Annotated in this window: 21 protein-coding genes, 1 tRNA gene and 1 pseudogene; 11 read left to right on the top strand and 12 right to left on the bottom strand. The window is 67.2% G+C overall.

The genetic code is table 11. The features are described from left to right. From H7841_07480 to scpB, 5 genes are all read left to right on the top strand, one after another. The coding region (locus H7841_07480; GenBank protein ID MEO5336716.1) for an SPOR domain-containing protein at window positions 1-379 on the top strand (379 nt) is incomplete at its 5' end. A gap of 1 nt (window position 380) precedes the next feature. Next, a complete protein-coding gene (gene nagZ, locus H7841_07475; GenBank protein MEO5336715.1) occupies window positions 381-1,418 on the top strand; it encodes a beta-N-acetylhexosaminidase in 1,038 nt (345 codons plus the stop codon). Between the two features lie 50 nt (window positions 1,419-1,468). Continuing rightward, a complete protein-coding gene (locus tag H7841_07470; protein ID MEO5336714.1) occupies window positions 1,469-2,161 on the top strand; it encodes a site-2 protease family protein in 693 nt (230 codons plus the stop codon). 1 nt (window position 2,162) lies between these two features. Next, entirely contained in the window at window positions 2,163-2,960 is a 798-nt protein-coding gene (locus tag H7841_07465; GenBank protein ID MEO5336713.1) for a segregation/condensation protein A, read from the top strand. Further along, on the top strand, window positions 2,957-3,649 hold the full coding sequence (gene scpB / locus H7841_07460; protein MEO5336712.1) for an SMC-Scp complex subunit ScpB: 693 nt from the start codon (window positions 2,957-2,959) through the stop codon (window positions 3,647-3,649). Before H7841_07465 ends, scpB begins: the two co-directional genes overlap by 4 nt. A 21-nt stretch (window positions 3,650-3,670) precedes the next feature. On the opposite strand, the gene H7841_07455 is transcribed toward scpB, so the two are convergent. The 3 genes from H7841_07455 to ilvD are packed head-to-tail and all read right to left on the bottom strand — an operon-like array spanning window position 3,671 to window position 6,740. Next, on the bottom strand, window positions 3,671-4,036 hold the full coding sequence (locus H7841_07455) for a cyclic nucleotide-binding domain-containing protein (GenBank protein ID MEO5336711.1): 366 nt from the start codon (window positions 4,034-4,036) through the stop codon (window positions 3,671-3,673). Between the two features lie 9 nt (window positions 4,037-4,045). Next, entirely contained in the window at window positions 4,046-4,873 is an 828-nt protein-coding gene (locus H7841_07450; protein ID MEO5336710.1) for a bacteriohemerythrin, read from the bottom strand. Between the two features lie 19 nt (window positions 4,874-4,892). After that, complete coding sequence (ilvD, locus tag H7841_07445; GenBank protein ID MEO5336709.1) at window positions 4,893-6,740, bottom strand: dihydroxy-acid dehydratase; 1,848 nt, start codon at window positions 6,738-6,740, stop codon at window positions 4,893-4,895. A gap of 157 nt (window positions 6,741-6,897) precedes the next feature. On the opposite strand from ilvD, the gene H7841_07440 reads away from it, so the two are divergent. Beyond that, complete coding sequence (locus H7841_07440; protein MEO5336708.1) at window positions 6,898-7,506, top strand: hypothetical protein; 609 nt, start codon at window positions 6,898-6,900, stop codon at window positions 7,504-7,506. Between the two features lie 257 nt (window positions 7,507-7,763). On the opposite strand, the gene H7841_07435 is transcribed toward H7841_07440, so the two are convergent. Both H7841_07435 and ruvX read right to left on the bottom strand, forming a co-directional pair. Then, the gene (locus H7841_07435; GenBank protein MEO5336707.1) at window positions 7,764-8,684 is read right to left on the bottom strand and encodes an AEC family transporter; all 921 of its coding nucleotides are present in this window, start codon (window positions 8,682-8,684) and stop codon (window positions 7,764-7,766) included. Between the two features lie 3 nt (window positions 8,685-8,687). Beyond that, window positions 8,688-9,152, bottom strand: a complete 465-nt coding sequence (ruvX, locus tag H7841_07430) for a Holliday junction resolvase RuvX (GenBank protein MEO5336706.1) — start codon at window positions 9,150-9,152, stop codon at window positions 8,688-8,690. 91 nt (window positions 9,153-9,243) lie between these two features. Between ruvX and H7841_07425 the strand changes: the two genes are divergently transcribed. Continuing rightward, window positions 9,244-10,017, top strand: coding sequence for a hypothetical protein (locus H7841_07425; GenBank protein MEO5336705.1), 774 nt, complete (start codon window positions 9,244-9,246; stop codon window positions 10,015-10,017). A 1-nt stretch (window position 10,018) separates the two neighbouring features. Here H7841_07425 and H7841_07420 read toward each other — a convergent pair whose 3' ends face one another. Together H7841_07420 and rsmI are read right to left on the bottom strand one after the other, a co-directional pair. Then, window positions 10,019-10,384, bottom strand: coding sequence for a YraN family protein (locus tag H7841_07420; GenBank protein MEO5336704.1), 366 nt, complete (start codon window positions 10,382-10,384; stop codon window positions 10,019-10,021). Further along, window positions 10,381-11,223 carry a 16S rRNA (cytidine(1402)-2'-O)-methyltransferase gene (gene rsmI, locus H7841_07415; protein MEO5336703.1) on the bottom strand — a complete coding sequence of 281 codons (843 nt, stop codon included), beginning with the start codon at window positions 11,221-11,223 and terminating at the stop codon, window positions 10,381-10,383. The genes H7841_07420 and rsmI overlap by 4 nt, the downstream gene beginning before the upstream one ends. Before the next feature lie 83 nt (window positions 11,224-11,306). Here rsmI and H7841_07410 point away from each other — a divergent pair, with 83 nt between their 5' ends. Further along, window positions 11,307-12,821 carry a penicillin-binding protein activator gene (locus tag H7841_07410; GenBank protein MEO5336702.1) on the top strand — a complete coding sequence of 505 codons (1,515 nt, stop codon included), beginning with the start codon at window positions 11,307-11,309 and terminating at the stop codon, window positions 12,819-12,821. Window positions 12,822-12,889: 68 nt separating this feature from the next. Here H7841_07410 and H7841_07405 read toward each other — a convergent pair. Then, window positions 12,890-12,966 (bottom strand) — tRNA-Ile (locus tag H7841_07405). Window positions 12,967-12,997: 31 nt separating this feature from the next. Beyond that, a complete protein-coding gene (locus tag H7841_07400) occupies window positions 12,998-14,512 on the bottom strand; it encodes a UbiD family decarboxylase (GenBank protein ID MEO5336701.1) in 1,515 nt (504 codons plus the stop codon). A 107-nt stretch (window positions 14,513-14,619) separates the two neighbouring features. On the opposite strand from H7841_07400, the pseudogene H7841_07395 reads away from it, so the two are divergent. Together H7841_07395 and H7841_07390 are read left to right on the top strand one after the other, a co-directional pair. Continuing rightward, window positions 14,620-15,186, top strand: a pseudogene (locus H7841_07395) (GAF domain-containing protein). 15 nt (window positions 15,187-15,201) lie between these two features. After that, on the top strand, window positions 15,202-17,076 hold the full coding sequence (locus H7841_07390; protein MEO5336700.1) for a GAF domain-containing protein: 1,875 nt from the start codon (window positions 15,202-15,204) through the stop codon (window positions 17,074-17,076). A 16-nt stretch (window positions 17,077-17,092) separates the two neighbouring features. On the opposite strand, the gene H7841_07385 is transcribed toward H7841_07390, so the two are convergent. Then, entirely contained in the window at window positions 17,093-18,079 is a 987-nt protein-coding gene (locus H7841_07385) for a D-glycerate dehydrogenase (GenBank protein ID MEO5336699.1), read from the bottom strand. 106 nt (window positions 18,080-18,185) lie between these two features. Here H7841_07385 and H7841_07380 point away from each other — a divergent pair, with 106 nt between their 5' ends. Beyond that, window positions 18,186-18,695, top strand: a complete 510-nt coding sequence (locus H7841_07380; GenBank protein ID MEO5336698.1) for an SH3 domain-containing protein — start codon at window positions 18,186-18,188, stop codon at window positions 18,693-18,695. A 2-nt stretch (window positions 18,696-18,697) separates the two neighbouring features. Here the strand turns inward: H7841_07380 and gatB are convergent, their stop codons facing one another. Next, window positions 18,698-20,158 (bottom strand): Asp-tRNA(Asn)/Glu-tRNA(Gln) amidotransferase subunit GatB, encoded by a 1,461-nt coding sequence (gene gatB / locus H7841_07375; protein MEO5336697.1) that lies wholly within the window; start codon window positions 20,156-20,158, stop codon window positions 18,698-18,700. Between the two features lies 1 nt (window position 20,159). Further along, entirely contained in the window at window positions 20,160-21,626 is a 1,467-nt protein-coding gene (gene gatA, locus H7841_07370) for an Asp-tRNA(Asn)/Glu-tRNA(Gln) amidotransferase subunit GatA (protein MEO5336696.1), read from the bottom strand. Between the last annotated feature and the right edge of the window lie 4 nt (window positions 21,627-21,630).

Raw genomic sequence — 21,630 nt, 5'->3', positions numbered from 1 at the left:
GCCCGTCGCCGATCCGGCTCCCGTCGCAGCGCCGTCGGCGCCTCCTCCTCCCCCGGCACCCGAACCCCAGGCGGCCGCCGTAGCGGCACCGGCTCCGAAGCCGGTGGCCGAGCCCGCCAAAGGCGGGGCCTACAAGGTACAGATCGGGGCTTTGCGCACGCGCGCCGAGGCCGAAGCCGAATGGAAGAAGCAGCAGAAGAACAACGCCGATCTCCTGTCCGGATTCGGCCTGACCGTGGTCGAGGTCGAGGTGGCCGGCAAGGGCACCTTCTATCGTATCCGCGCCGGCGGTGTGTCCTCGGAGGCGGCGGCCAAGGATCTTTGCACCAAACTGACCGCACGCAAGCTACCCTGCCTGGTGGTCAAGCCGGGGAACTGACGTGGGCCGCCCCCTGTCCCTGGTGGCCGGCTGTTCCGGTCCCGCCCTGACCGAGGCCGAGCGCCGCTTCTTCCGCGGCGCCGATCCCCTGGGCTTCATTCTGTTCCGCCACAACTGCGAAACCCCGACCCAGGTGCGCGCTCTCATCGACGATCTGCGGGACGCCGTGGGCCGCGCCGATGCGCCGGTCCTCATCGACCAGGAAGGCGGCCGGGTGGCCAGGCTCAGGGCTCCTCAGTGGTGGGAGGCGCCGCCCGCCGCCGCCTTTGCCCGCCTGGCGGATACGGACCCGGACTCGGCCCGCGAGGCGGCATTCCTTTCCGCCCGCCTGCTGGCCCACGAGATGCACGCCCTGGGCATCACGGTCGATTGCGCCCCGGTACTGGACATCCCGCAGCCGGGCGCCGACCCGATCATCGGCGACCGCGCCTATGGGACGACGCCGGAACGGGTCGCCGCCCTGGGCCGCGCCGCCTGCGAAGGCTTCCTGGCCGGGGGGGTGCTACCCGTCATCAAGCACATTCCCGGCCACGGCCGCGCCGAAGCCGACAGCCACAAGGAACTGCCGGTGGTCAGGGCCGCGCGGGCCGAACTGGAAAGGCTGGACTTCGCCCCCTTCAAGGCCCTGGCGGACATGCCCTGGGCGATGACGGCGCATGTGGTCTATACCGCGCTTGACGCAACCGAGCCCGCGACCACTTCCCGCCGGGTCGTCGATGGAGTGATCCGGGGCGAACTGGGTTTCAAGGGACTGCTGATTTCCGACGACCTGGCCATGGAGGCCCTGCAAGGCACCCTGCCCGACCGGGCCCGGCGGGTGATCGCCGGCGGCTGCGACGTGGTTCTTGACTGCAACACCGAAAGGAAACCCTTGGCTGCCGTCGCGGAAGTGGCCGCCGTCTGTCCACCCCTGTCGGATGCCGCCCAGGCCCGCCTTGCCTACGCCGAGTCCTTTCGCCGCCCGCCCGAGCCCTTCGACGTCGACGCCGGCAAATCCCGCCTGGCGGCCCTGCTGGGGACCATCGATCGGAATCCGTAGCGGCCGGGAGCCTTGCATTCCCCGCCATCCCCAGTCAAGTTCAGGCGGTCATGACCATCGAATCCTTCCTGATTACCGTCTCCGTCTGGATCGTTCCGGTGCTGCTGGCCGTCACCCTGCACGAGGCGGCGCACGGCTGGGCGGCGTGGAAGCTGGGCGACGACACCGCTTGGCGCATGGGCCGGGTCACCTTCAATCCCCTGCGCCACATCGATCCGATGGGCACGGTGATCCTGCCGGCCCTGCTGCTTCTGGCCTCGGGTGGGCAGATGATGTTCGGCTTCGCCAAGCCGGTGCCGGTGGCCTTCCATGCGCTGCGGCACTTCCGGCGCGACATGGTGCTGGTGGCGGCGGCCGGGCCGGGGACGAATCTGCTGCTCGCCTTGGCTTCGGCCGGTCTGGGCCACGTCCTGCCGCTGCTGCCCGGAGGATTCCTGCAAGGCTGGCTGGCCGCCAACATCCTGAATTCGGTTTGGATCAATTGCCTGCTGGCGGTCTTCAACATGATTCCCTTGCCGCCGCTGGACGGCGGGCGGGTGGCGGTGGGCGCGCTGCCGCCATTCCTGGGTCGGCACCTGGCGCGTCTGGAACGGACGGGCATCGTCATCCTGTTGCTGGCGTTGTTCGCCCTGCCCTGGCTGGGACACAGGATCGGCCTCGATCTGGACGTTTTCCCGTGGCTTGTCGGGGCGCCGGCGGAGTATCTTTCCGGCTTGGTCTTCCTTGCCATGGGAATGCGATAGCGTGGCCGGTCCCGACGATTTCGATAGCGAGCCTCCCCAGGACCCCGCCCAAGCCTTCGTGGTCAACGTCGAGGGCTTCGAGGGGCCGCTCGACCTGCTGCTTGCCCTGGCGCGCGACCAGAAGGTCGACCTGACCCAGATTTCCATCCTCAAGCTGGCCGACCAGTACCTGACCTTCATGGCCGAGGCCCGGCGCACCAATCTGGAACTGGCCGCCGACTATCTGGTCATGGCCGCCTGGCTCGCCTACCTGAAGTCGCGTCTCCTGCTGCCCGACCTGAGCGGCGGCGAGGAACCCTCCGGTGAGGAGATGGCCGCCGCGCTGGCTTTCCACCTGCGGCGCCTGGAGTCCATGCAGACGGTGGGTGCCGAACTGGTGGCGCGGACCCGCCTGGGCCTCGACTTCTTCCCGCGCGGCGAGGCGGAGAGCTTCGCCTCGGTCTACCGGACGGTCTACGAGGTCAGCCTCTACGATCTGCTCAAGGCCTACGGCGACTTCAAGCGGCGCACCCAGAAGGACACCCTGGAGATCGAGCCCTTCGACCTTTATACGGTGGAAGACGCCTTGCAACGCCTGCGCAAGCTGGTGGGCGCCACCCCCGACTGGCAGGACCTGGCGCGCTTTCTGCCGGAGGGCCTCAAGGATGGTTTGGTGGCTCGTTCGGCCTTGGCGTCGCATTTCAACGCGTCGCTGGAGTTGGTCAAGGAAGGACGGCTCGCCATCCGCCAGGACGGCCCCTTCCAGCCCATCTACTTGCGCGCCGCCACGCCTCCGGTTAACGGTAACGGCCAGCCATGAGCGAAACCGAAGGTACCTCTCCCAACCTGTTCGATCCCGATCCGCTTCGGCTGGTCGAGGCGATCCTCTTCGCCTCGCCCGAGCCGGTGCCCGAGCGGGCTCTCAAGGAGCGCCTGCCGGAAGGCAGCGACGTGAAAGCCCTGCTGGGCCGGCTGGAGGAACACTACGCCGGGCGCGGAGTCAATCTGGTGCGGGTCGGGGCCTCCTGGGCTTTCCGTACGGCGCCCGACCTGCGCCACGTGCTCAACGTGGATACCGAGGTCGCCCGCAAGCTCAACAAGGCGACCATCGAGACCTTGGCCATCGTCGCCTACCACCAGCCGGTTACCCGTGCCGAGATCGAGGAGATCCGCGGCGTTTCCCTGAGCAAGGGAACCCTGGACGCCCTGCTCGAAGCGGGTTGGATCAAGCCGCGCGGCCGGCGCGAGACGCCGGGCCGCCCCATGACCTGGGGCACGACCGACGGTTTCCTCGACCACTTCGGACTGGAAAGCGTCAAGGACCTGCCGGGCTTGGCGGAACTGAAGGCGGCCGGCCTCCTGGACACCCGTCCGGCCATCCAGGCCTACAGCGTGCGCGCCGACCAGACCTTGGCGCCGGTGGACACGGAAGCCCTCACCGTCGGCCCCGAGCACGACGAAACGTCGGCCGCCGACCCCACTCCCCTCGACCCGGACGGCGGGGGCTGATGCGCGGCCGTACCGGTCGCGTCATCGAACGATGGTCTTGGCCCGTGCGCTGATGTCGGTCTGGTCGCGCAAGCGGCGGGCCAGGATTTGCAGCACCCGGCGCACCACCATGTCGCTCTTGGACAGGCGCTGCTCGAAATCGGCGCGTGGCACCACGATGACCGTCGTCGGCTCGACCACGCGGGCGGTGGCGCTGCGCGGGAAGTCGTCCACCAGGGCCATCTCGCCGATCATCTCACCCTTACCGACGATAGCCACCACGGCCGTCTCGTCCTCGCCGATTCGCTTGGAAATCTCGATCCGACCGGACTCGATGATATAGGCCTCGATTCCCGGCTCTCCTTCGCGGAACAGGCGTTCGCCCGGACGGATTTCGCGCTTTTCCAATTCCGTCTCCTATTTCGCCAGGGCCTCGCCCATCGCCCGGACCAGGGCGCGGGCCGAAATGGGCTTTTCCAGGATGCCGGAAACCCCGGCCGCCATGGCCTTGGTCCGGTAGTCGGTCCGGGCGTATCCCGTCACCATGATCGTCGGGCAGGGGATTCCGTCACGCTTGAGCCCGCGGACGAAGTCCAGGCCGTCGGTGTCGTCCATCACCCAGTCCACCAGGATCAGATCGACGTTGTGGCGCGCCAGATGGGCCATGGCCTCGCGGGCCGTGCCCGCCGTGTAGACGGTGCCGACTCCGATGGCGGCCAGCACCGTTTCCACCAGGCGGGTGAAGTTCGGGTTGTCGTCCAGCACCAAAATCCGTCGCTGCGACCAGTCGGGCCCGTCGCCCCCAAGGCGCATGGCGGCGGCGCGGGCGATGGCTTCGCGATTGGCGGCGCAGTGCTCCCGCAAGGGGATGTCCTCCGCCTGGATGTGGCGGGCGAACCAGTCCTTCAGCAGGCGATGGACGTCGCCCAGGGAAACCTGGGCCGGATCGGCATGGAAACGCTGGCGCACGCCGTCCAGGCGCCGACAGAGTTCCTGATGCTGGTTGCGGTGCGCCGCCAAGCCCGGGTAGCCGCAGGCCTCCTGGAGGGATTCCTCGCGGCCGAAATGAAGCCGGACGTAGTCGTCGAGGCTGTTGAGGACGCTGCCTACGGTCAACGTTTCCTCGTTGGCGGCCACGCAAGCGGCCACCTGGTTCAGCAGGCTGATCAGCGTCCGGTGATCGGCATCGATGAAGGGAATGCCGATCTCCAGGTCCCTGTTCCATTCCACGCTTTCGGTCGCCACCCGGAGTTGTCTCCCCTGGTCAGTCGAACCGGCTCACGTCGCGCACCGCCCCCCTCGCCGCACTGGTTGCCATGGCGGCATAGGCCTTGAGCGCTGGCGACACCTTACGGTCTCTGGCCGCCGGTTTCCAGGCCTTGTTGCCCTTGGCCTCCATGGCAGCGCGGCGGCGTTCGATTTCCGCGTCCGGCACCGCCAGCCGGATGGAGCGGGCGGGGATATCGATCTCGATGACGTCGCCCGCTTCCACCAGACCGATCAATCCGCCTTCGGCGGCTTCCGGGGAGACGTGGCCGATGGACAGGCCCGAGGTGCCGCCCGAGAAGCGGCCGTCGGTGACGAGCGCGCAATCCTTCCCCAGGCCCATCGACTTGATGTAGCTGGTGGGATAGAGCATCTCCTGCATGCCGGGGCCGCCGCGCGGGCCTTCGTAGCGCACGATCACCACGTCGCCCTTCCCGACCTCGCCGGCCAGGATCTTGGCCACCGCCTCCTCCTGGCTTTCGCAGATCACGGCGGGGCCGGAAAACCTGAGGATCGAGGCATCCACCCCCGCGGTCTTCACGATGCAGCCTTCTTCCGCCAGGTTGCCGAACAGCACCGCGAGGCCTCCGTCCTGGGAAAAGGCGTGCCGGCCCTCGCGGATGCAGCCCGTCTCGCGGTCCAGGTCCAGATCCTTGTAGCGGCTGGCCTGGCTGAAGGCGACCTGGGTCGGCTTGCCGCCCGGCGCCGCCTTGAAGAATTCGCGCACCTTGTCGTCCTGGGTGCGGCGGATGTCCCAAGAGTCCAGCCCCGCCTTCAAGGTCGAGGCGTGGACGGTGGGCCGCCCGCCGTCCAGCAGGCCCAGGCGCTCCAGTTCGCCCAGGATGGCCTGGATGCCGCCGGCGCGGTGCACGTCCTCGATGTGGATGTCGGGAACGGACGGCGCCACCTTGCACAGGTTGGGCACCTTGCGCGACAGGCGGTCGATGTCGGCCATGGTGAAATCGACGCCACCCTCGGCGGCGATGGCCAGGATGTGCAGCACCGTATTGGTCGACCCGCCCATGGCGATGTCGAGCGCCATGGCGTTCTCGAAGCTGGCCTTGGTGACCATGCCGCGCGGGGTGGCGGTGGCGTCGCCATGCTCGTACCAGCGTTTCGTCAAGGTCACGGCGGTGCGGGCCGCTTCCAGGAACAGCTCCTTGCGGTCGGCGTGGGTGGCCAGCAGGGTGCCGTTGCCCGGCAGGGCGAAGCCCAGGGCCTCGGCCAGGCAGTTCATGGAATTGGCGGTGAACATGCCGGAACACGACCCGCAGGTGGGGCAGGAAGATCGCTCGTACTCGGCCACATCGGCATCCGCGACGGTCTTGTCGGCGGCCTTTATCATGGCGTCGATCAGATCGACCGCATGGGTTTCGCCCTTCAGCGTCACCTTGCCCGCTTCCATGGGGCCGCCGGATACCAGGACGGTCGGAATATTCAGCCGCATGGCCGCCATCAGCATGCCGGGCGTGATCTTGTCGCAGTTCGAGATGCAGACCATGGCGTCGGCGCAGTGGGCGTTGACCATGTATTCCACCGAATCCGCGATCACTTCGCGCGACGGCAGGGAATAGAGCATGCCGCCATGGCCCATGGCGATGCCGTCGTCGATGGCGATGGTGTTGAATTCCTTGGCCACCGCCCCGGCTCTTTCGATCTCGCGCGCCACCATCTGGCCCAGGTCCTTCAGGTGCACGTGGCCGGGCACGAACTGGGTGAAGGAATTGACCACGGCGACGATCGGCTTGCCGAAGTCTTCGTCCTTCATGCCGGTGGCGCGCCACAGGCTGCGGGCGCCGGCCATGTTGCGGCCGTGGGTGGAGGTGCGGGAACGATACTCGGGCATGGTCCTGGCCTTCCTGGGATCGAGAAAAGGGGTTCCCGTATATATACGCCGCCTCCCTCTCCTGCCTACCCCTTTGGCTTGGTTGTGCCATGTCGAAGCGAACAGCCTTGGGGATTATGCTGCAGAATCGAACAATCTGCGGGAGGAGAGGATGTCCATGAAATCACGATTGGGAGCGGGCCTTGCGGCGGCGATCCTGGCGGCGGCCTGCCAGGCGACGCCCATCTACAACCAGTACTACCACCAGAACACCGAGGAAGTGAACCGTCCGGCCCGCGCCGCGGCTGTAATGGGCATCGAACCGTCCGGCCTGCCGCTGGGCGGCCGGCTGAAGGTGGTCATCCCTTCCGACAAGTCCATCGTCGAGAAGGTCCTGGGCCCCATGGAGCGGGAACAGTTCGAACGCATGGACGCCACCAACCGGGCGGCGGCCACCGCAGGCGCGGTCGGGCAATACACGGCCAACTACCGGTTCATGGCCGACGTCCTGAAGAAGGCGGCCCTGTTCGACGAAGTGGCGGTGGAACGGGCCGATTTCGGCCAGGAACCGGACCTGGGGGGCTTCGACTACGTCCACTGGTTCACCGCCAAGGACGCAGGGCCGGACAGCTTCTGGATCAAAGGACGGAACGGGGCCGCCCGAGCGGTGCCGTTCCGCTTCGCCTCCAATGCAGCCAGCCCCGCCCAGACCATCAAGGACATCGGAAACCAGTACCGCGAGACGATGGAAGGGGCCTTCCGGGCGCTTGCCGGGGCCAAGGGATGATGCCGGTCCGGCGTCCTTCATCAAATCTCCGTGAACAAGGTGTGGAACTTGGTTGACGGGTAGGGTGGGGCATTCTATATCCAGGGGGACGGAAGCGGTTGGGATCAGTCGGTACCTTCCTCCCCCCCACCAAAGGACGACGTCCAAAACCCTGCCGCTTCCAAGGCTTCGGTTACCACTCCCAGGGCCGAAGCCAACAGCCAAGCGGGAGAGGCCTATCCCCCCCAGGCCTCTCCCGCAACTGTTTCCGGGGTTCCCTACAGCAGCGCCAGCACCACCGGCATGGTGGTCGCGGCGGCCAGGGTGGTGACGGTGACGATGCCGGCCATCAAGGGCGCGTCACCGCCCATCTGGCGGGCCAGGATGTAGGAATTGGGGGCCGTGGGTACCGCGGCGTAGAGCGTGGCGACGGCGGCGGTCAGGCCGTCCACCCCGAACGCCCGGCAGCAAAGCCAAGTCAGCGCGGGGATGGCGGCCAGCTTGAGACCGGCGACGGCGGCCACCGGGGCGTGGGCGGTCCGGGCGGCGCGCAGATCGAGGCCCGCCCCCACCGCCAGAAGGCCGAAAGGCAGGGAAGCCCGGCCCAGCAGATCGACGACCGTGCCTATCGGTCCCGGCAGGCTGGCGCCGGTGGCGTTCAGCAGCCCGCCGGCCAGGCAAGCGAGGATCAGCGGATTGCCGGCCAGGGGCTGGACCAGGCGCCGCAGCCCCCCCTGGGGTGTCGCGCCTCCGCCCGCGTAGTGCAGCAGGAACAGGACGCTGACGACGTTGACCAAAGGCACCACGGTGACGATGCAGACGGCGGCGAGCGTCAGGCCCGGCTGGCCGAAAGCCGCGACGATGGCGGCGATGGCGATGTAGGTGTTGGGCCGGATGGCGCCCTGCAGCAGCGAGGTGAAGGCCGGGCCCTCGCTGCGGAAAAGCCGTTTGAGCGGCACGGCCAGCCCCACGGTGAGCAAGATGGCCGCCGCCATGCCCGCCGCCATGGGCAGCACCGACAGCCCGGCCACGTCGGCTTTGGCGGTGCTGTGGACCACCAGGGCGGGGAAGAAGACGTAATAGGTGATCTTCTCGGCCGGCGGCCAGAAGGCCTCGGGCACGAATCCGCTGCGCCGCATCGCCCAGCCGAGCGCGATGAGCAGAAAGACCGGAACCAGGGCGGACAGGACGGAAGCCATCTCCTACCTCCCCATGAGATCCAGCGCCCCTTGCAGGATGTAGGCGGCGGCGGCGCGGTCGACGACTTCCTTGCGCCGCTTGCGCGACAGGTCGGCCTCGCCGATCAGGATGCGTTCGACCGCCGCCGTCGACAGGCGTTCGTCGAAGAAGGCGACGGGCAGGTCGACCGTTTCCATCAGGTTGGCGGCGAACTGGCGCACCGATTGGCAGCGCGGGCCTTCCAGGCCGTCCATGCCGACGGGCAGGCCCAGCACCAGGCCGCCCACCTCGAATTCGGCGATCAGCTTCGCCAAGTCCTGGGCGTCGCGGGTGAACTTGGTGCGCATCAGGGTCTTCAGGGGGCTGGCGATCATCCGCCTGACGTCGGAAAGCGCCAGGCCGACGGTCTTGCTGCCCACGTCCAGGCCCATCAACCGCCGTTCCGGCGGCAGCAGGCCTCCCATTTCCTTGAGGTCGACCACGGGCATGACGCGACAATAAGGACATTCCTGCCATCCCGACAGTGGAAATCGCCGCCGCGCCCGGTATTATTCCGGAGAAAATAAGAGGACCCTCGCGATGTTCCGGAACGCCGCCGCCCTGATTCTCATCTTCCTGGCTGTCGCCCCGGCGCGGGCGGCAGAGGACAAGACCCGCTTCATGGGCCAGGAGGTCAAGCCTCTGGAAGCCACCTTCCTGGTGGTCAAGGATTTCACCCTCAAGTCCCGCCCCGACAACGAGGGCAAGGCCGGCAAGGTGGTGGAAAAGGGCGAACGCCTGCGCGTGGTCGGCCGCACCCATCCGTCCGGCTGGCTGGCGGTGCGCGACGACAAGGGCAAGGACCTGGGCTTCATCCACGAATCGGCCACGGTGCCGACGATCTCGGGCAAGCTGCCCAAGGATATCCGCGCCAAGGCGGCCACGGGCGACGGCATTCCCTGCGAATACAACATCCATTTCGAGGGGACCACGCCCATCGAGGACGAGGCCTTCGAAACCGCCGATTACGAGGTCTGGTTCCGCTGCGACCTGGGCCAGAGGAAGGCCACCTTCCCGACCACCCTGTTCATCACCGAGGCACCCTACCAGATGGTGCGCGGCGGAGAATTCCAGATTTCCCTCGATTTGCTGGAACTGCGGGGCGAGGGGGACGACACGGTGCTGACCACCAATCTGTTCTATGACTTCGACAAGCAGCGGGTGCGCTACGACGGGGCTTCCCAGGACAAACTGGTGCAGGCTCCGGCGGAAAAGGAACGGACGGTCGCCGACGTGCCTTCCATCCTGACGGCCGCCGTGGAACTGACGCTGAAGTCCTGGACACGCAAGACCCTGTCCCTGGTCCGCCAGTAGGTCAGGCTTCCGGCCGCCAGGCATCGGCGATGTGGCGGGGCGGGCGCCAGGGTTCGACCAGCAGCAAGTCGAAGCGCAGGTCCTTTCCGCCCAGGGCCGGATGGCGGGCCAGGAACAGTTCGGCGGCCCGCTCGATGCGGCGGCGCTGGCGGGGCGACAGGGTTTCGGCGGCCGCTTCCCGGTCGGCGCGGGCCTTGACCTCGGCGAACACCACCAGCCGGCCGCGCCGGGCCACGATGTCGATCTCGCCCACCGGGCAGCGGAAATCGCGGGCCAGGATGGAAAACCCCTTGAGCCGCAGCCACCAGACGCAAAGGCCTTCGGCCAGCCGGCCGTAGCGGAAGGCTTGCCGACGGGCTTCCGTCACCGCTCCGCTTCCTTCTTCAGTTCCAGGGCGCGGGCATAGACCTGGCGGCGCGGCAGGTCGCTGATGCCCGCCACCCGATCGGCGGCATCGCGCACCGAAAGTTCGGCCATGGCGTCGCGCAGCCAGCCGTCCAGGTCGTCGGCGGCCGGAGCCTCCCTTTCGCCCGAAGGCGGACCGATGACCACCGTCACCTCGCCCTTGGGCGGCCCGGCTTCGGCGTAATGGGCGGCCAGGTCGGCCAGGCCGCCCCGGCGCACTTCCTCGAACAGCTTGGTCAGTTCGCGGGTCACCGCGGCCTCGCGGTCGCCCAGCACCAGGGCCATGTCGGCCAGGGATGCGGGCAGGCGGGACGGCGATTCCATCAGCACCAGGGTGGCGGGGATGGCGGCCAGTTCGGCCAGGGCCTTGCGCCGGGCCGTGGAGCGGTTGGGCAGGAAGCCGGCGAACAGGAAGCGGTCGGTGGGTAGTCCGGCCAGCACCAGGGCGGTCAGCACCGACGAGGGGCCGGGCAGGGCGTTGACGGCGATGCCCGCCTCGTGGCAGGCCCGCACCAGCTTGTAGCCGGGGTCGGAAACCAGCGGCGTGCCGGCGTCGGAAACCAGCGCCAGGCTTTCACCCTCTTGCAGGCGCCGGACGATCTGCGGCCGGGCCCGTTCCGCATTGTGTTCGTGGTAGGCCAGCAGGGGCCGGCGAATGCCGTGGATGGCCAGCAGCCGGGCCGTGACCCGGGTATCCTCGCAGGCGATGGCGTCGACGGTCCGCAGCACCTCGAGGGCCCGGAGGGTGATGTCGCCGGCGTTGCCGATGGGCGTCGCCACGGCGTAGAGGCCGGGCGGCAGTTTACTCGCGGGCCCGCCGGAGGTAGTCTCCGGGGCCTGACGCCTGGGTCGAGGCGGATTGGATCGAGGAGTCACGGGGTTCCATGTTCGGAATGTTGAAATCCTGGCCTTTGCGCGCCATCGCGGCGGCCGCCCTTTTGGCGGTGGCCGCCTGTCAGTCTTCCCAATCCCAGCCCGCAAGGCAAGACGTTGGTGGTCCGGTCCTCGAATCGGCCATCCCCAACTTCCCCTGGCCGAAGGACGGCAAGGGGAAGCCGGCGGTCTCCGCGCCCGCTCCGGCGGCGACGGTCAAGGCGATTCCCGTGCCGCCGCCGGCCAACGGCAACGGGGGCGGAACCGTCAGCCTGCCGCCGGTTCCCTCGGGCTATGGGGCGCCGAACGGCATGGCGGGGATGTCCGGCATGACGGGCATGGCGGCCCTTTCGGTCCCCGCGCCGGCCGAATCGCCGCCCAACGCGCCGGGCCCCACCCGCGCCGCCCTGCTGCTGCCCCTGTCCGGTCCCAACGCCTCGCTCGGCAAGGCCATGGCGAACGCCGCCCAACTTGCCATGTTCGCCTTCGCCGACAAGAATTTCGAACTGCTGCCCGTCGATACCCAGGGCACGCCGAACGGCGCCGAGGAAGCGGCCCGCCGGGCGGTGTCGGGCAACGCCACGGTGATCCTGGGCCCCCTGCTGGCCACCGAGGTGAAGGCGGTGGCGCCCATCGCGCGGGCGGCCGGGATTCCGGTGGTGTCTTTCTCCAGCGACCGTTCGATCGCCATGGAAGGCGTCTACACCATGGGCTTCCTGCCGCGGGCCGAGGTCCGCAAGGTGACCGAATATGCCATCTCGCAAGGCCTCGGAGAATTTGCCGCCTTCGCTCCGGACAACACCTACGGCCGGGCGGTGGTGGAAGCGTATCGCATTGCCGTCGAGGCGGGCGGCGGCAAGGTGGTGAAGGTCCGCTTCTACGACCCCGGCACCGCCGACCATACGGCCGCCATCAAGGAACTGGGCGACTTCGACCGGCGCCGCGCGAGCCTGTTGGCCGAGATCAAGAAGCTGGAGGCCAAGGGCGACGAGGTCTCGCTCCGGGCCCGCGAGCGCCTGAAGAAACAGCAGACCCTGGGCGATCCGCCCTTCAAGGCGCTGTTGGTGGCCGAAGGCGGCAAGCGCCTGCAGTCCCTGGCCGCCATGCTGCCCTACTACGACATCGATCCGGGCGCGGTGCGCATGCTCGGCACCGGCCAGTGGGACGAGCCGGGCCTGGCTTCCGAACCGGCCTTGGTGGGCGGCTGGTACGCCGCGCCCTTGCCGCAGGAACGGGCCGCCTTCACCGGCGAATACGAAAGCTCCTTCGGCGGCAAGCCGCCGCGCCTGGCGACGCTGGCCTACGACGCCACCGCTCTTGCGGCGGTGCTGGGCCGGGTCCAGGGCGGCGGGCGGTTCTCCAAGGCGGCGCTGACCGATCCCAACGGCTTTTCGGGCCGGGACGGCATCTTCCGCTTCCTGCCCGACGGCACCAACGAACGGGGCCTTGCCGTGCTGCAGATCGAACGCGGCGCCCCCAAGGTCCTGAGCCCCCCGCCCACCACCTTCGAGGCCCAGGCCCACTGAGCGACTCTTTGAACAGTGGCTCTGGGACAAGGTGCGCTTGGGCACTGGTGCCCGATTTCGGACGGGAATGGTGGGCCCGGCAGGACTTGAACCTGCAACCAGACCGTTATGAGCGGCCAGCTCTGACCAGTTGAGCTACGGGCCCCACCGCCGCGATTGATAGCACCGGCCGGGACTCACTTCCAGATCGGCTTTCCCGTTCCCGGCAATCCGTAAGCCGCCCATTTGCGGGTCACTTCCTCGATCACGGTTTCGTCCATGCGGATCTTGCGGCCCCATTCCCGGTGGGTTTCGGGGGGCAGCTTGGCGGTGGCGTCGATACCCAGCTTGCTGCCCAGCCCCGATTCGGGCGAGGCGAAGTCCAGGTAGTCGATGGGCGTGTTCTCGATCACCGTGATGTCGCGCGCCGGATCGACGTTGGTCGACAGCGCCCAAATCACGTCCTTCCAGTCGCGGGCGTCGATGTCCTGGTCCACCACGATGACGAACTTGGTGTACATGAACTGGCGCAGGTACGACCACACCCCCAGCATCACCCGCTTGGCGTGGCCCGGATAGGCCTTCTTCATCGAGACCACCGCCACCCGGTAGGAACAGGCCTCGGGCGGCAGCCAGAAATCGACGATTTCCGGGAATTGCTGAGTCAGCAGGGGCACGAAGACGTCGTTCAGCGCCTCGCCCAGCACCGCCGGTTCGTCGGGCGGGCGGCCGGTGAAGGTGGACAGGTAGATGGCGTCCCGGCGCATGGTGATGGCGTCCACCGTGAAGACCGGAAAAGGCTCCACCGAATTATAGTAGCCGGTATGGTCGCCGTAAGGCCCTTCCGGCCCCGTCTCCGACAGCGAGACATGGCCTTCCAGCACGATTTCCGCTTCCGCCGGCACCTGCAGGGGAATGGTCTTGCAGTCCACCAGATCGACCCGCTGGCCGCGCAGCAGGCCGGCGAACTGGTATTCGGACAAGGTGTCGGGCACCGGCGTGACGGCAGCCAGGATGGTTGCCGGATCGGCGCCGATGACCACCGCCACCGGCATGGGATCGGTCCGCCCGGCCTTCCAGCGGGCGAAGTGCTGGGCCCCGCCGCGATGGGCCAGCCAACGCATCAAGGCGGTGTTCCGCCCCGTCACCTGCATGCGGTAGATCCCCAGGTTGGCGACGTCGCGCTTGTCGCCTTCGGGATCGGGGCCGCGGGTCACCACCAGCGGCCAGGTAATCAGGGGCGCCGGTTCCCCTGGCCAGCAGGTCTGAACGGGCAGGCGGGCCAAGTCCACTCCCTCGCCGGTCAGAACCACTTCCTGGCAGGGCGCTCGCGAGGTCGAGCGGGGCTTCATGGCCAGCACGGTCTTCAAGAGCGGCAGCATCTCCATGGCTTCCCGCCAACCGCCCGGCGGTTCGGGCTGGCGCAGGAAGGCCAGGGTCTCGCCCACTTCGCGCAATTGGGCCGGCTCGCGTCCCATGCCCCAAGCCACCCGCTCCACGGTGCCGAACAGGTTGACCAGGACGGAACGGCCGTAGGAATCACCCCCCGGGGCCACCACATTGGTGAACAGGACCGCCGGTCCCTTCTCGGCCAGCAGCCGGGTCTGGATCTCGGTCATTTCCAAATGGGGCGACACGGGAGCGGCGACTCGGACCAGTCGTCCCGACGCTTCCAGCCGCGCCATGAAGTCCCGCAAGGATGTGTAGGCCATGCCTTCGTCTCCGTTCCCCGGCCAACGCTTCGGATCACCTTACGACCTTGGACATTGGGCGGCAAACCGATTGTTTCCAAACCCGAAAAGGGCTACGCTGGCCCGGAATGAAGCGCGAAAGACAGCAGGGAGCGGTTGCCTTGACTGATACCGAAACTTCCCGCGACGCGCGCGAGGCGTGCGAGGCTTATCGCCGCCTGATCGAGGTCGGGGTCGCCCTGGCGGCCGAGCGCGATCCGGACAGCCTTTTGGAGCGGCTGCTCGCCGAGGCCAAGGGCCTGACCGGCGCCGACGGTGCCACGGTCTTCCTTCGCACCGAGGACAATCGCCTGAAATACGCGGCGATGCAGGTCGAGTCCCTGAACGTTGCCCTGGGGGGGAGATCGGGGCGGACCATCGGCTTCGCGCCCTTGCGTCTCTACGACGACAACGGCACGGCCAACACCCGCAGCGTGGCCACCCATGCCGCCCTGATCGGCGAGACCATCGCGATTGCCGACGCCTACGCATCGGCCGATTACGACTTCGCCAGCGTCAAGGCGACCGATCAACGGTCGGGCTACCGTACCAAATCCATCCTGACCGTGCCGCTCAAGGACCACAAGCAGGATGTGATCGGTGTCCTGCAGCTGGTCAACGCGCGGACCGGAGGAACCGGCGAGCCGGTGGCCTTCGATCCCGTCCAAGCCATGCTGGTGGGAACGCTCGGAACGCAGGCGGCGGTATCGCTGGAGAATCTCCTGGTCTTCCAGCGCATGATCTCCACCGGCCTTGCCCTGTCGGCCGAACGCGACCACAACCGCCTGATGGAGCGTATCCTCCTGGAGGCCAAGGCGATCTGCAACGCCGATGGCGGCACCCTCTACCTGCGCACCGAGGACAACCGCCTCAAGTTCGAGATCATGCGCACCGATTCGCTGAAGATCGCCATGGGCGGCACCACCGGCAAGCCGATCGGCTTCCCGCCCCTGCCCATGTACCGCGACGAGGAGCAGAAGGACGCCGACGGCAACTCCAAGGTCGCCCAGGTCGCGAACCACAAGAACATCGCCAGCCACGCGGCGCTTACCGGCAACACGGTCAACATCCCCGACGCCTACGAGGCCAAGGATTTCGATTTTTCGGGCACCAAGAAGTTCGACGAGGGCACGGGCTATCGGTCCAAGTCCTTCCTTACCGTGCCGCTGAAGAACCACCAGGGCGACGTCATCGGCGTGTTGCAGCTTCTCAACGCCCGGGATCGCTCCAGCGGCGAGGTCGTCCCCTTTTCCGGCGAGGTCCAGCCCCTGGTCGAGGCCCTGGCCAGCCAAGCCGCCGTGGCTCTCGACAACCAGCGGCTCATGGAGGCCCAGAAGAAACTCTTCGAGGCCTTCATCGCCCTGATCGCGACCGCCATCGACGCCAAGTCTCCCTATACCGGCGGCCACTGCCAACGGGTTCCCGAACTCAGCATGATGCTGGCCCGCGCCGCCAACGGGGTGGGCGACGGGCCCTTCGCCGATTTCCGGCTCAGCGACGACGAGATGTACGAGCTGCAGATCGCCTCGCTGCTGCACGATTGCGGCAAGGTCACCACGCCCGAATACGTGGTCGACAAGGCCACCAAGCTGGAAACCATCTACAACCGCATCCACGAGGTACGCACCCGCTTCGAGGTGGTCAAGCGCGACGCGGTGATCGACTATCTGCGGGCACTGATCGACGGCAAGGGCGACCCGGACGAACTGCGCCAGCGGCTGGAAGAACGGCTGAACACCTTCGACGAGGACTACGCCTTCGTCGCCGAAAGTAACGTCGGCGGCGAGTTCATGGCCCCCGAGAAGGTGGAGCGCCTGAAGCGCATCGCCCAAACCAAATGGACCCGGACCCTGGACGACCGCATCGGTCTGTCGCAGGCGGAATTGGAGCGATTGCAAGACTTCCCGGCCCCCGAGTTGCCGGTGGAGGAGACCCTGCTGTTCGACCGGCCGGACCATATCATCAAGCGGTCTTCGGGGATCAAGGTCGACTGGGGCAAGCACGGCTTCAACATGAAGGTGCCGGAAAACTCCTTCAATCTGGGCGAGGTCTACAACCTGTCCATCGCGCGCGGCACCCTGACCGAGGAAGAGCGCTTCAAGATCAACGACCACATCGTCCAGACCATCATCATGTTGGAAACCCTGCCTTTCCCGCGGCATCTCGCGCGGGTGGCGGAATACGCGGGCGGCCATCACGAAATGATGAACGGCAAAGGCTATCCGCGGGGCCTGACCGGCGACAAGATGTCGATTCCCGCCCGCATCATGGCGATCGCCGACATCTTCGAGGCGCTGACGGCCACCGACCGTCCCTACAAGCCCCCGAAGAAGCTGTCGGAGGCGATCAAGATCATGTCCTTCATGAAGAAGGACGGGCACGTGGACCCGGACCTGTTCGCCTTGTTCCTGAAGACCGGGGTCTACAAGGACTACGCCGAACGCTTCCTGCGCCCCGATCAGCTGGACGAAGTGGACGTGGACAAGGTCCTCAACCCCCCTCCGCCGCCGCCTCGCACGGACGACGGTGCGAAGAAGCCGGCCTGAGAAAGGGGGCGGTCCTTCAAAACCCCTCCGCCAGCACCCGGTCTGGGGGATGGTGGCCGTCGGCCCAGGCACGGATGTTGATCAGCACCCGCTGGCCCATGTCGAGACGACTTTCCACGGTGGCCGAACCCATATGGGGTAGCACCACCACCGTATCCAGTCGCAAGAGCCGTTCGTCGACTGCGGGTTCCTCCTCGAAGACGTCGAGCCCGGCCCCCGCCAGATGACTTTGTTCCAGGGCGCGGATCAGCGCCTTTTCGTCGATCACCTCGCCGCGCGAGGTGTTGACGACGTAGCAATGCGGCTGCATCAGCTTGAGCCGGCGCTCGTTCAGCAGATGATAGGTCGCCGGGGTGTGCGGGCAGTTCACCGAAACGATGTCGACGCGCGCCAGCATCTGGTCCAGGCTATCCCAGTAGGTGGCTTCCAATTCGGTTTCCACTTCGGAATGGACCCTGTTGCGGTTGTGGTAGTGGATGGACAGGCCGAAGCCGCGGGCCCGGCGCGCCAGGGCTTGGCCGATGCGGCCCATGCCGATGATGCCGAGCCGCTTGCCGTTGATCCGCCGGCCCAGCATCCAGGTGGGCGACCAGCCCGACCAGTCGCCGCGCCGCATGACCCGGTCGCCTTCGACTAGCCGGCGCGGCACCGCCAGGATCAGCGCCATGGCCATGTCGGCGGTGTCCTCGGTCAGCACGTCGGGCGTATTGGTGACCAGGATCTTGCGTTCGCGCGCCGCCGCCAAGTCGATATGATCGACTCCGGTGCCATAGTTGGCGATCAGCTTCAGGTCCGGGCCGGCGGCCTTGACCATCGCCGCGTCAATTCTGTCGGTCAGGGTGGGGACCAGGACCTCGCAGGCTCCCAAGGCCTCGACGAGTTGGGAACGCGCCATCGGCTTGTCGTCAAGGTTCAGCCGGACGTCGAACAGCTCCATCATGCGGGTCTCGATGGGCGACGGCAGCTTGCGGGTCACCACCACCCGGGGTTTGCGCAGGGTCATGAGAGATCCTTCCTTCCGGCTTGCGGCATGTCCATTAAGCCGATGTTAAGGGCGAATCTGCTGTAATCCGTCAAGAATCTTCGTTTGGGGCTGGTATCGAACGCTCATGACCGCGAAGCGGCTGCTTTCCCTTTGCCTGGCAATTCCGTTCCTGATGGCCGCCGCCCCCAAGGGCGAAAGCGGCGGCGACGGGCCGTCCGGGTTGCCCGTGCCGCGCTTCGGCAGTCTCCGGGCCGACGAAGTGAACATGCGCACCGGGCCGGGCATCCAATATCCCATCGAATGGATCTACAAGCGCCAGCGCCTGCCGATCGAGGTGATCGCCGAATACAAGACTTGGCGACGCATTCGCGACTGGGAGGGCGCGCACGGCTGGGTGCATCAAAGCATGGTCGCGCTGCAGCGTACCGTGATCGTCACCGGCAAGATGCGTATCCTGCGCGCTGAACCGGACGTCAAGGGCGCCGCCGTCGCCAAGTTGGAACCCGGCGTCGTCGGGATACTCCAGGAATGCCCCGACGCCGCCGGCTGGTGCAAGGTCGACTTCGCCGGGCACGTGGGCTGGCTGCGCCGCGTCGATTTCTGGGGCGTGCATGCCTCGGAAACGGTGAAGTAGCCTCAGGCCCCCATCAGCTTCTTGCGCAACAGGTCGTTGACCATCTGCGGATTGGCCTTGCCGCCGGTAGCCTTCATCACTTGGCCGGTGAACCAGCCCAGCAGCTTGTCCTTGCCGCCCCGCACCTCGTCCGCCTTGTCTGGATTGGCGGCGATCGCGGCGTCGATGGCAGCCTCGATGGCGCCGGTGTCCGTGACCTGCTTCAGGCCCCGTTCCTCGACGATACGGCCCGGCTCCTGGCCGGTTTCCACCATGATCTCGAAGATGTCCTTGGCCAGGCGGCCGGAAATGGTGCCGTCGGCGATCAGGTCGATCAGCCGGCCCAGATTGTCGGCTCCGACCGGACTTTCCGAAATGGATTTGCCCAGCCGGTTGAGCGCCCCGAACAGGGTGGAAATCACCCAGTTGGCCGCCTGCTTGGCATCACGGCCCTTGGCCACCTGCTCGAAGTAGGCCGCGGTTTCCCTTTCCACCACCAGGACGCTGGCGTCGTAGGGCGTGAGCCCGTAGTCGCGCATGAAGCGTTCCTTCTTGTCGTCGGGCAGTTCCGGCAGGCCGCTACGGATGCGGTCGACGAAGTCCTGGGTCAGAATCAGCGGCAACAGGTCGGGATCGGGGAAGTAGCGGTAGTCGTGGGCGAATTCCTTGGCCCGCATGGACCGCGTCTCGCCCTTGGCGGCATCGTAGAGACGGGTTTCCTGGACCACCCGGCCGCCGTCCTCGTAGACGCCCACCTGGCGTTCGGCCTCGTGCTCGATGGCCTGCATGACGAAGCGCACCGAATTCACGTTCTTGACCTCGGCGCGGGTGCGCAGGCCTTCCTCGCCCACCTTGCGCACGCTGACGTTGACGTCGCAGCGCATGGAGCCTTCCTCCATGTTGCCGTCGCAGGTCCCCAGATAGCGCAGGATGGAACGCAGCTTGCGCAGGTAGGCGCCGGCCTCCTCGGGACTGCGGATGTCGGGCTTGGAGACGATTTCCATCAGGCAGACGCCGGAGCGGTTGAGGTCGATGAAGCTGCGCCGGGGGTCCTGGTCGTGCAGGGACTTGCCGGCGTCCTGTTCCATATGCAGGCGTTCGATGCCGACGGCGCGCGAACTTCCATCCGGCATGTCGAGAACGATGGTGCCTTCACCGACGATGGGCTGCTGGTACTGACTGATCTGGTAGCCCTGGGGCAGGTCCGCGTAGAAGTAGTTCTTGCGCTCGAACACCGAGACCAGGTTGATCTTGGCCCGCAGCCCCAGGCCGGTGCGCACCGCCTGTTCGATGGTGTATTCGTTGATTACCGGCAGCATGCCGGGCATCGCGGCATCGACCAGTGAAACCTGGGTGTTGGGTTCGGCCCCGAAGTCCGTGGCGGCGCCGGAAAACAGCTTGGACCTGGAAATCACCTGGGCGTGGACCTCAAGGCCCACTACGATCTCCCAGTCGCCGGTCTCGCCCTTGACGATATAGGTCATGTCAGAAGCCCTCCGGGCGCGCGGTGAACTCGGCCGCCGTCTCGATGGCCTGGGCGGCGCGGAACAGGGTTTCCTCGTCGAAGTCGCGCCCGATCAACTGCAGGCCCAGGGGCAGCCCCCGCGAATCCAAGCCCGCCGGCACCGAAATCGCCGGCAGTCCCGCTAGGTTGATGGGAACGGTGAAGACGTCGTTCAGGTACATGGCGATGGGATCGTCCATCTTCTCGCCGATGGCGAAGGCGCCGGACGGCGCCGTCGGCGTCAGGATCACGTCGCACTTCCCGAAGGCTTCCTTGAAGTCGCGCCGGATCAGGGTGCGCACCTGCTGGGCCTTGCGGTAGTAGGCGTCGTAGTAGCCGGCCGACAGCACGTAGGTTCCGATCAGGATGCGGCGGCGCACTTCCTTGCCGAAACCCGCCCCACGGGTGTTCATGTACATGTCGTCGAGGGTCTCGCCCGGTACCCGGAGGCCGTAGCGCAGGCCGTCGTAGCGCGCCAGGTTGGACGAGGCCTCGGCCGGCGCCACGATGTAGTAGGTGGCCAGGGAGTACTTGGTGTGGGGCAGGGATATCTCCATCACCTCGGCGCCCTGTTCGCGCAGCCATGCGGCCCCCTTCTGCCAAAGGCCGTCGATGTCGGCCCCCATGCCGTTGACCACGTATTCCTTGGGAATGCCGATCTTCATGCCGCGCACGCCCATGGCGAGCGCCTTCTCGAAATCGGGCACCTCGACCGGGGCCGAGGTGGAATCCTTGGGATCGTGCCCGGACATGGCGGCCAGCATGATGGCGGCGTCGCGCACGCTGCGGGTCATCGGGCCGGCCTGGTCGAGGGAGGAGGCGAAGGCCACGATGCCCCAGCGCGAGCAGCGGCCGTAGGTGGGCTTGATTCCGACGATGCCGGTATAGGCGGCGGGCTGGCGGATGGAGCCGCCGGTATCGGTGCCGGTGGCGCCCAAGCAGAGCCGGGCCGCCACCGCGGCGGCCGAGCCGCCCGACGATCCGCCGGGCACCAGGTCCTTGCCGTCCTTACCCTTCCAGGGGCTGACCACGTTGCCGTAGTAGCTGGTGACGTTGGCCGAACCCATGGCGAATTCGTCCAGGTTCAACTTGCCCAGCATGACCGCCCCGGCGTCCCGCAGCTTGGCGGTCACCGTCGATTCGTAAGGCGGCTTGAAGCCGTCCAGGATGTGGGAAGCGGCGGTTGTGAGCACGCCTTCGGTGCAGAACAGGTCCTTGACGCCGACCGGAATGCCTTCCATTGCTCCGGCCTGGCCGGCGGCGCGGCGGGCGTCCGATGCGCGCGCCCGCTCCAGGGCGACGTCCGGGGTCTCGGTGACGAAGGCGTTGAGGTGTCGGGCGCGGGCCATGGCGTCCAGGTGGGCCCGAGTCAACTCGACGGCGGAGAATTCCTTTTTCGCCAGCCGGTCGCGGGCCTCGGCGATGGTGAGGTCGGTCAACTGGGTCATGGGG

Source organism: Magnetospirillum sp. WYHS-4 (genome assembly GCA_039908345.1).
Taxonomy (GTDB): Bacteria; Pseudomonadota; Alphaproteobacteria; order Rhodospirillales; family GLO-3; genus JAMOBD01.
This window is presented reverse-complemented; position numbering and strand designations above follow the sequence as displayed.

What these genes read in the sequence shown, in the direction of transcription:
- H7841_07410 (MEO5336702.1), top strand. Translation starts at nt 11,307, where the DNA reads ATGTTCGGAATGTTGAAATCCTGGCCTTTGCGCGCCATCGCGGCGGCC.
- gatA (MEO5336696.1), bottom strand. Translation starts at nt 21,626, where the DNA reads ATGACCCAGTTGACCGACCTCACCATCGCCGAGGCCCGCGACCGGCTG.
- gatB (MEO5336697.1), bottom strand. Translation starts at nt 20,158, where the DNA reads ATGACCTATATCGTCAAGGGCGAGACCGGCGACTGGGAGATCGTAGTG.
- scpB (MEO5336712.1), top strand. Translation starts at nt 2,957, where the DNA reads ATGAGCGAAACCGAAGGTACCTCTCCCAACCTGTTCGATCCCGATCCG.
- H7841_07470 (MEO5336714.1), top strand. Translation starts at nt 1,469, where the DNA reads ATGACCATCGAATCCTTCCTGATTACCGTCTCCGTCTGGATCGTTCCG.
- ruvX (MEO5336706.1), bottom strand. Translation starts at nt 9,152, where the DNA reads ATGCCCGTGGTCGACCTCAAGGAAATGGGAGGCCTGCTGCCGCCGGAA.
- H7841_07435 (MEO5336707.1), bottom strand. Translation starts at nt 8,684, where the DNA reads ATGGCTTCCGTCCTGTCCGCCCTGGTTCCGGTCTTTCTGCTCATCGCG.
- H7841_07385 (MEO5336699.1), bottom strand. Translation starts at nt 18,079, where the DNA reads ATGACCCTGCGCAAACCCCGGGTGGTGGTGACCCGCAAGCTGCCGTCG.
- H7841_07380 (MEO5336698.1), top strand. Translation starts at nt 18,186, where the DNA reads ATGACCGCGAAGCGGCTGCTTTCCCTTTGCCTGGCAATTCCGTTCCTG.
- H7841_07400 (MEO5336701.1), bottom strand. Translation starts at nt 14,512, where the DNA reads ATGGCCTACACATCCTTGCGGGACTTCATGGCGCGGCTGGAAGCGTCG.
- H7841_07390 (MEO5336700.1), top strand. Translation starts at nt 15,202, where the DNA reads ATGCTGGTGGGAACGCTCGGAACGCAGGCGGCGGTATCGCTGGAGAAT.
- H7841_07440 (MEO5336708.1), top strand. Translation starts at nt 6,898, where the DNA reads ATGAAATCACGATTGGGAGCGGGCCTTGCGGCGGCGATCCTGGCGGCG.
- H7841_07425 (MEO5336705.1), top strand. Translation starts at nt 9,244, where the DNA reads ATGTTCCGGAACGCCGCCGCCCTGATTCTCATCTTCCTGGCTGTCGCC.
- ilvD (MEO5336709.1), bottom strand. Translation starts at nt 6,740, where the DNA reads ATGCCCGAGTATCGTTCCCGCACCTCCACCCACGGCCGCAACATGGCC.